Below are 2,501 nucleotides of genomic sequence, written 5' to 3'. Positions count from 1 at the left end.
GAGTCGAAGTCGTTGCGGGAGAGGAGGTTGGCGAGGTGGAATTTGCGGATAAGGGCAGGGATGACATGAGAGGATTTAAAAGAGAAATTATCACCAGGGCCATATAAATTGACGGGGAGAAGAAAAATAGAATTAAACCCGTATTGTTGGCGGTATGCCTGAGACTGGACGAGCATCATTTTCTTTGCAAGACCATAGGGGGCGTTTGTTTCTTCGGGATAGCCGTTCCAGAGGTTTTCTTCCTTGAAAGGAATCAAAGTAAATTTAGGGTAGGCACAGATGGTCCCGAGGGCTACAAATTTTTCAATTCCTCTGAGATAAGCCTCGTGCATCAATTGAATTCCCATTATTGCATTTTCATAAAAGAGAGAAGCGGGGTTTTCTTGATTAAAACCTATGCCACCGACCTTGGCAGCAAGATGTATTACGATGTCAGGTTTTTGCTCTTCGTACAGTCTTCGGATGTCATTGATGTCTATGAGGTTGTATTCAGGCAGGTCGGCTATCTGGATGTGTTGGTAGCCACGGTCCTGGAGTTTGCGGATGAGGTGTTGCCCTAAAAACCCCTTTCCTCCAGTGAGTGTAATTCGCTTGTTGTTCAACGTTCTATGTTTAGTGATTTGTTGAGTTTTTTGAGTTTGTAGCGTTCATTGGGTTAACTTCGTTTAAGGGTTGATTGTAAATATTTTATAAAATTTGATAATTGACGCTGGATTTTATCTGCGTTTTGGTAAAGCTCGTTAAAAGTGTCTTTATTGATATAATTTTGGTCTAATGCAACATATAAATGGGATTGTAATTCAGCCGCTGAAGACTTTGCAATAAAGAGAAACTGAATAAATTCCTTGTTGCCTTTTCGTGCGAATCCTTCGGCAATATTTGCCATAATTGATATCGCTGCTCTCTTTATTTGATCAACCAAGCTATAATCTCTTTTAAACTCGTTAACACTACAAACGCTATAAACACTATGAACAACACACCTTGCTTCTTTCCATGCTTCAATATCTTCGAATTTTTCAATCTTCATCTAACGTTGAACCTTGAACGTTGAACATAGAACAGCATCATTCTCCATTATCGTTCTCGAATATGTTCATTAGTTGCAAAGGTGTGGGTGGTGTAATTGAAGCATTTTTCACTGCAAATTCGTATACCTTCCCCTGGTGGTGCTATGCCCACCATCTGAAGGTCATAATCAACCATAATTTTTACAAGTTCTTCAAAGGTAGTCCGTGGCTCCCAGCCCAATTTTTGCCTCGCTTTTGTGATGTCTGCCTGGAGGTAATCAACTTCTGTAGGACGAAAGTAGTGAGGATCAATCTCAATTAAAACCGTGCCTGCTTTAATTGAGTGCGGAGTGCTAAGTGTTGAGTGCTGAGTTGATTTAGAGTCAAAGGATTTAACAATGCCTTTTTCGTTAACACCGCTACCGATCCATTCGAGTTCAATACCGGCATAGACAAAAGCCTTTTCTAAAAATTCCCGGACAGAATAGCTTTCACCAGTTCCAATAACATAGTCGTCAGGTTTATCTTGCTGGAGCATAAGCCACATCGCCTCAACGTATTCTGGTGCAAAACCCCAATCCCGTTTTGTATTGATATTACCGAGATAAAGCTTCTTCTGGTTGCCTTTCAGAATGTTTGCAATGGCTCGGGTTATTTTCCTGGTAACAAATGTCTCGCCTCTTCTTGGTGACTCATGGTTGAAAAGTATGCCGTTACATGCAAATAAATCATATCCTTCTCTATAATTCACTGCCATCCAGAAAGCATAAGCTTTGGCCCCCGCATAAGGGCTTTTTGGATAAAAAGGCGTCCTTTCATTTTGCGGGGGAGGGGCACCACCAAACATCTCAGAAGAGGAGGCTTGATAGTACTTTGTTTTTATTCCGCTTCTCCTTACTGCTTCAAGCACCCTTATTGCCCCAAGGGCTGTAATATCACCTGTATATTCAGGTATATCAAAGCTTACCCTCACATGGCTCTGGGCACCAAGGTGATAAATTTCATCAGGTTTTATGTTAAAGATTAGGTTTGCAAGCTGGCCTGAATCTGACAGATCACCATAATACAGGTGTAATTTTACACCAGTGGTATGAGGGTCTGCATATATATGATCTATCCTTCCAGTATTAAACGTGCTCGCCCTCCTTATCAAACCATGGACCTCATAACCTTTTGAGATTAAAAACTCAGCCAGATATGATCCATCTTGACCAGTAATACCCGTTATCAATGCACGCTTTGACATATTAACACCTTTGTATTATTTTGTTTTTTCTAATTCCCTACACATGCTCTCTCTTCAATTCGTCAATTTCGCATCTCAGTTTCTCATATTCCTCAATCTTCTTTTGTAAAAAAATTTGTGTCTGTTTAATCCTCGCGTTAATTCCGTCCGGGGTCAGGACATAAATGTACGCAACTTTATTCTTTGAATTTTTAAACCGCTGAGTTTTGACGTATCCTTTTTTAATAAGCTCCCTGACAATATAA

4 protein-coding genes are annotated in these 2,501 nt (G+C 40.4%); all 4 read right to left on the bottom strand.

Annotated features, from left to right (window positions below; genetic code table 11):
• Positions 1-602 (bottom strand): NAD-dependent epimerase/dehydratase family protein (locus NTU69_12795; GenBank protein ID MCX5804383.1); only part of this gene is annotated, 602 nt, incomplete at its 3' end.
• Positions 603-655: 53 nt separating this feature from the next.
• Positions 656-1,030, bottom strand: coding sequence for a four helix bundle protein (locus NTU69_12790; protein ID MCX5804382.1), 375 nt, complete (start codon positions 1,028-1,030; stop codon positions 656-658).
• Positions 1,031-1,077: 47 nt separating this feature from the next.
• Positions 1,078-2,256 (bottom strand): GDP-mannose 4,6-dehydratase, encoded by a 1,179-nt coding sequence (gmd, locus tag NTU69_12785; GenBank protein ID MCX5804381.1) that lies wholly within the window; start codon positions 2,254-2,256, stop codon positions 1,078-1,080.
• A gap of 37 nt (positions 2,257-2,293) precedes the next feature.
• On the bottom strand, positions 2,294-2,501 hold a 208-nt coding region (locus tag NTU69_12780; GenBank protein MCX5804380.1), incomplete at its 5' end, for a MarR family EPS-associated transcriptional regulator.

The organism is Pseudomonadota bacterium (assembly GCA_026388215.1).
Classification (GTDB): Bacteria; Desulfobacterota; Syntrophorhabdia; order Syntrophorhabdales; family Syntrophorhabdaceae; genus JAPLKF01.
The sequence above is the reverse complement of the archived record's forward strand: the minus strand, read 5'-3'. Positions and strand labels throughout refer to the sequence as shown.